Origin of the sequence: Stieleria sp. (assembly GCF_041595215.1) — a bacterium.
Lineage (GTDB): Bacteria > Planctomycetota > Planctomycetia > Pirellulales > Pirellulaceae > Stieleria > Stieleria magnilauensis.
This window is the reverse complement of record NZ_JBFHKV010000451.1, coordinates 1-6,298: the sequence shown is the minus strand read 5'-3', so window position 1 is coordinate 6,298 and position 6,298 is coordinate 1. Positions and strand designations below refer to the sequence as shown.

Sequence of the window (6,298 nt, the reverse complement as noted above, 5' to 3'; positions counted from 1 at the left end):
TGCGGAGGCTCCGGCGACGCCGGCACCTTCCACGGCTGCACCTTCCTCGGTCGCGTCTCCCGCGTCCGCTGCGCCACCGGCTCCCGCTGCGCCACCGGCTCACGCTGCGCCGCCGGCCCCGGTCGCGGCTTCCCCAGCCACTGTTTCGCCAGCGTCATCGGCTGCGCCGACACCATCGGGGTCGACACCCTCTGCACCGGAGCCCGCCGCAGGTGCCGCCGACACGGGCGCCACTCTCGGGTCCCCGTCGCCCCAGCGTTCCGACACCGCCGCGTCGGGCTCGCCGCCGTCGCCCAAGATGAAGTTGTCGGTCTCCAACGTTCAAGAAGTTCTGGCCAAGGCGTTGCAGGGCGTTCAGCCGATGACCGCATCGATCGCTTCGATGGCAGAGGCAAAGCTAGAAGGTGCCGCCAAAATCAATCTGGTTTTTCCGGCCGAGTCATCGATGTCGATGAAGCGGATGGATTTGCCGGAACACCGCGGGCCGGTCTCCCAGGCGCTCGCCGAGATCGTCGGTCATCCGGTCACCCTTCAATTGGTCGCCGGCGCCGCATCGCCGGGCCGCCCCCAGGCGCCCAAGCCCGCGCCGAAAGCGACCGCAAAAGAGCGCATGGAACGGATGCGAGAGATCGAGTCCCACCCTTGGATCCAAGCCTGCGTGCAAACCTTTCAAGCCGAAATCGTCAAGATCGATCCCAAACAATGATCGAACACGGCGTGAATCGCTGAACGTTTAGCGGTCTTGTTCGTTACTCCGCCACAATCACCGTGACGATGGTAAACGACTCAACCATAGCCGTTGACTCTCAAGGTGCACTCCATGCTTGCTAGTCAGCAAGAGAGACGATTCGCGCTTTCAATGATGCGACGACGTGCGTCGGCAACATCATGTCCATCATGTGTGTGGGTTCGGGATTCTGCTCGTTAGGAATGTGTGAACCCACCTTTGCCAACGCGCTTCGTCCTGGTGTCGCAAAGAAATTTTGCAAAATAAATGTTCAGTGAAGGGCAGCGATCGGCCTTAGGTGTCGGTTCGGCGAGGTCCCCTTCGTGTTGCTTAAGGGCGCACCTGAGAACATCGCCAAATATTCCTGGCGGCAGAGAGGGGGGGCGTCACACCGACTCGATCTTGCCCGGGATCAATTCCCTTGACACATTTTGAATCGATGTAGAATCGGGACGTCGATTGGCGGCGACACATTCATGACAGAGCGCACCTTTCGCTGGAGCGAAAACTTGAATTGCCGACGCCCCAATGACGACCGTGCAAGCGTGTTCACATTGAAACCGATTACGGAGATCACGCAGCGATTGACACATTGCTGCCGTAAAATGGAACGACTGATGGACCGAACAATCGACATCGCGGTGTGCCCGCTAAAAAACCGATCCTTTGCGATGGCATTGTTGTGTGCCGACCAATTAGAACCGCGCCAGATGAACTCTTCCTGGCCAACGGACGGTTTCTTTCTCCACCGCCGTACCGCAATCGTCGCGCCCTGTGTGGTGCCTGTCGACGAACGTGTGGTGCGTCCACCGCCTGGCTCCCATGAATGATCCACTGACCGGCATAGGATTGACCAGCCGTTCTAAATCCCTTCATCGATTGAGCCGTCCAATGGCTCGCAGATAGCCGATCTGATGCACCGCCGGTGCCTCACGTTTTGAAAAGTGATCTCGCGACGCCACGTCGCAGCGGGATCTTTTGCTTGACTTATCAACTGTCGCTTAGTGAACAGTTGTAGTGTGAATGGGGTGAATGTCACCCAAGCGGACGAAGTCCGAAGTGATCGATCGATGGTCGATCTTGCGTTCGGTGAATGTCATCCAAGTGGACGAAGTCCAGGTTGAGAAGTGAAGTCCAGGTTGCGAAGTGGGGTAAGCATCCTGCTTGCCATTTCCAACAAAACTCGCACGGCACACCGATCCGTTTGGAACGCAAGCAGAATGCTTACGCCACTTCGTGCAAATCGTCACTGAAGAAGCAGCAAAACCCCGCGTCCGCATTTGAACCTCTTCTCACTTCAATCGTGCTCTCTCCCTCCCCACTGAAGTCATGAAACGTTACCAAGACGAAGCTCAGGATTGCGACGACGGCCCCGAGCTGAATATCGATTTGCTCGGCATCGTTCGCCGCCGTTTCCATCTGATCACGCTGGGCATACTGGTCGGGGCAACCTGTGCCACGATTTACTTTGTCAAGCAAAAGCCGATTTACGAATCGCAGCTGGCCGTCCTGGTCGGCCAGTTGTCCAGCGAGATGGCGAGCACGGGCGTGCGTGGCACCTCCGATGGCGCCGTGACGATGCAAGACGAAATCCTGTCCACGCACATCGAGCTCTTCGGCAGCCCCAAGGTGCTCCAGCAAGCGATCGAGCGAGCGAAGTTGGACCGCAGTGTCGGCGAGCTGCGAGCTGGATTATCGATCAGCAAGGGAGGCAAGGGAGCGGGCGCGAGTGCAAGTATCTTGCGAGCGACGTATCGGGATGGCGATCCCGAAGTTGCGTCCAAGGTGCTGCAAGCCATTTTCGATTCGTATCAACTTTACATCGACGGCCAGTCGCACGATGTGGGAGCCGAAGCGGTCGAGCTGATTGCCAAGGCTCAAGTCCAAAATGAAATTGCACTCCAGAAAGCCGATCAGGAGTACCGTGACTTTGTAGCGTCCGTGCCGGCCTTGTTGAACGTCAGCGGCAGCGGCGTAGGAAACCTGGAAGACATCCATCGGACCCGACTGAAGAGCATCGAGAACGAACTTGCCAACGTACGGACGGCTCTCGCGTCAGCTCGCTCACGACGGCTTGTCATCGCCGACGCGGTCAAGGGCAAGAGCGCGGATGAACTGACCGATGCCGAGGTGATGAGTCTTCTGACCGAAGAAGACATTGCTCGGCTGGAGACGCTCGTCAGCATCGCCAAAGAAAGGACGAGGGGTGACAATGATCTAGACATCGCTCGGATTGTGGCGAACACATCTAGCACGTCGAAAGTCAATCGTTTGATGGAGCTACTCAGTCAACGGCAAGTGATGCGTGCCACCTATGGTGCCGGGCACCCCAGTGTGGTTGCACTCGATACAGAAATCGCCAGCATTCAAAACTTCACGCTACAGGAGGAGGCTGAACCGACCAAGGGCAAAGAAACCGAGTTCAACATCCCTCCCGCTGAAATCCTGGCCACCTACTACACGGTTCTGAAAAGTGACATCAATGAGTTTGTACGGCGTGAATCTGAGTTGCTGGCGCTGTCGGAACAGGAGTCCAAGTTGGCCAAGGAAGTTGAACTGAGTTTCCTCAAAGGGACGGCGCTGAAGGCCAACCTCGACCGGGCGCAGGCTCGTTATGACGAGGTCTTCAAGCGTCTGCAAGAGTTAAATCTCACCAATGACTACTCTGGTTTTTCCACGGACTTGTTGGTGATGCCGATGCCGGCCAGCCTGCCCGTTTGGCCGTCAAAGTCAAAGATCGCCATCATGGGTGTGATGGGCGGAATCATGCTAGGGTTTGGATTGGCGATGTTGGCCGAACTGGCCGACCGCACCTTCCGAAATCCCGAAGACGTCGAAAGCCTGGTCGGAGCACCGATCTTGGCCCACCTGCCGATGCTTCACGAATCCAGACTTCAGAAACAGGCGATCGAAGGTTCAGGTATATCACCTTTAATCGCGGCGTTCCACGTGCCCCGGGCGACCGATACCGAAACCTTCCGCTTCGTCCGAACGTCCATTCTGTTCTTGGCCAAGAAGCAATCGAAACAAGTGTTCTTGATGACCAGCCCCAGTCCCTCGGACGGCAAGTCGACGACGATCGCCAACTTGGCGGTCTCGATGGCTCAGGCCGGCAAGCGGGTATTGCTGGTTGACGCAGATCTGCGGCGGCCGGTTGTTTCGCAAACCTTTGGCATCGAACGTTCACCCGGCCTTTCGGACTATTTGAATCGCGTGGTCTGCTTTTCGGAATGCCTGCACGAATGCGAGCAGATCAATCTGACGTTGTGTCCGGCCGGTTCGCGGACCTCGGCTCCGTCGGAGCTGCTGGAATCGGACTCTTTCGCGGAGTTCATCGCCGAAGCGCGTCAGTCCTTTGACTTGATTTTCATTGATTCTCCGCCCCTGTTGGCGGTCACTGATCCGGCGATCATCACGCTGCACGTCGACAGCTGCCTGCTGACGGTGCGGATTGAAAAGAACAACCGAACGCTCGTCGAGCGTGCCGCCGAAATCCTCCGTGATCAACGTGTGCCGATCGATGGTGTGATCGTCAATAGTCGAAACTCGCGTCGTCGCGGTTACGGGTACAGTAGTTACAACTACCACGGCAAACGCGAGTATGGCTACGTCGACGGATATCGGCGGTACTACGAATCCGACGAAGAGGATTCCTTGCCCACCAGCAAGCGTTCGCATAAACGAATCAATGGTGAATCCGCCAAGCTGAACGGGCGCGGTGCCAGCAATCGTTTGATCTCGGGCAAACGTTGATCGTTTGTCTTCTTTTCTCGATTCAATGATGGCTTTCATTTAACGGGGTCACGGAAGAACATGAGTACGATGAGCACGACAGTAAAAGAATTGACGAATGTCAGACCGGTGGCGGAGAACGCAACTGCGACGCATCCGGCGGATTCGGCGAACAGGATCGATGCCGCATCGCTGCAAAAGCTTGGCACGTCGACGGCGTTGAGCCTGGGCAGAACACAGGCCTGGTATGACTTCCGTTCAACCGTGCCACTATTGGCCGCCGATATCCTTGCCAGCAGTGTTGCGGTGACGGCGGCGACGCTGGTTCATCGCTGGAATGGCGGAACGCCGCACCCGGCGTTTTGCATCAGCGTGGTACTGCTTGTCGTCTTGATGCATCGGATCCACGGTTTGTATCCCGCTTGCGGTGCGAGTTACGCGCAAGAGTTTCGCGGAATCATGCAGACCAGTATCGTTGTGACAGTGGGTGTCGCGTTCGGGCTGTTGATGAGTTCCAGTTTGAACGCATTCCCCTGGCTCTGCTGGGCCACCCTATCGATCACGTTGTTTTTCAGTCTGGCAGCGGTGCGTCCGGTGGCCAGGCTATTTCTCAGCAAATTCGACTGGTGGACGCAACCGGTCGTGATCGTCGGTAATGGTGCTGCGAGTAGGCAGCTGTTTGAGCGACTGGATCGATCGCGGCATGAAGGATTGCGTCCGGCGGGCATCGTTTTTGACCCCACGCGACATTGGGACGGTTCCCCAGCAACGATGACGCCTGAGCAGAAAACAGCGGAGCCCCAAATTCGCGAACAGGCCGACGGTCAGTTCTTTCGAATCGATTCGACCGAAGGAGTACGACGCCCGAACGGTAGCCTGAGCGGCAACGGCGCCCCAGTGCGTCGCTCGGAGAGTTGCTGGTTAGGGCCGACGACGGAGTTGGAATCGATCCTTCGTGGAACCGGGGCCTGCCGGCTCGCCCTGGCCGAACAGGACGTCGGCCAATGGCAAGACTTTCACGCCTTTCACGGGATTCCGCACGTGATGCTGCCGATGGACTTCTCCTACCATCCGACCGAATCGGTGCGGCTGGCCGAGCGGGGATCGGGGATCGAGCTGCATTGTTACACGGCGCTTACCAGTCCCCATGCCCAGTTGGCCAAACGGGTGATCGACCTTGTCTTGGTGTTGCTGACCCTCCCGTTTTGGTTGCCATTGATGATCGCCATCGCGATCGCCATCAAGGTGTTTGATCCCGGGCCGGTGTTCTACTACCAAGACCGCGTCGGCAGGTTCCGCAGCCCATTTCGAGCGATCAAGTTCCGCAGCATGGTTTGCGACGCGGATCGTCGGTTGAGCGAGTACCTGCAGAAAAACCCACAAATGATGAAGGAGTGGAAGCGAACCCACAAACTGCAGAAAGACCCACGCGTCACGAGGATCGGCGCATTCCTGAGGAAGACCAGCCTGGACGAACTGCCGCAACTATTCAACGTGTTGCTCGGGGAGATGAGCCTGGTCGGGCCGCGACCGATCATCGACAGCGGTGACTACGACCGTGAATACATCCAGGAGTATCCGGAAGTCTTTGAGCTGTACCAAATGGTGCGGCCTGGAATCACCGGGCTGTGGCAAGTCTCCGGCCGGAATTCCACCAGCTACACACAGCGCGTGTTCATGGATCGCTTCTACCTCCACAATTGGTCGATCAGCCTGGACATCTTCATCCTCTGGCGAACTGTCAAAACCGCCCTCCTCCGAGAAGGAGCGTGTTGATGGGAGACAAGGAGACAAGGAGACAAGGAGACAAGGAGACAAGGAGACAAGGAGACAAGGAGA

The 6,298-nt window shown here is 57.4% G+C and carries 3 protein-coding genes; all 3 read left to right on the top strand.

What is annotated here, in order from left to right; translation table 11 throughout:
• Positions 1–706 (top strand): hypothetical protein (locus tag ABX749_RS17600; protein WP_372897116.1); only part of this gene is annotated, 706 nt, incomplete at its 5' end.
• Positions 707–2,056: 1,350 nt separating this feature from the next.
• Complete coding sequence (locus tag ABX749_RS17595; RefSeq protein ID WP_372897115.1) at positions 2,057–4,480, top strand: polysaccharide biosynthesis tyrosine autokinase; 2,424 nt, start codon at positions 2,057–2,059, stop codon at positions 4,478–4,480.
• A gap of 69 nt (positions 4,481–4,549) precedes the next feature.
• Positions 4,550–6,235 (top strand): sugar transferase, encoded by a 1,686-nt coding sequence (locus ABX749_RS17590; protein WP_372897114.1) that lies wholly within the window; start codon positions 4,550–4,552, stop codon positions 6,233–6,235.
• The last annotated feature ends 63 nt before the right edge of the window (positions 6,236–6,298 follow it).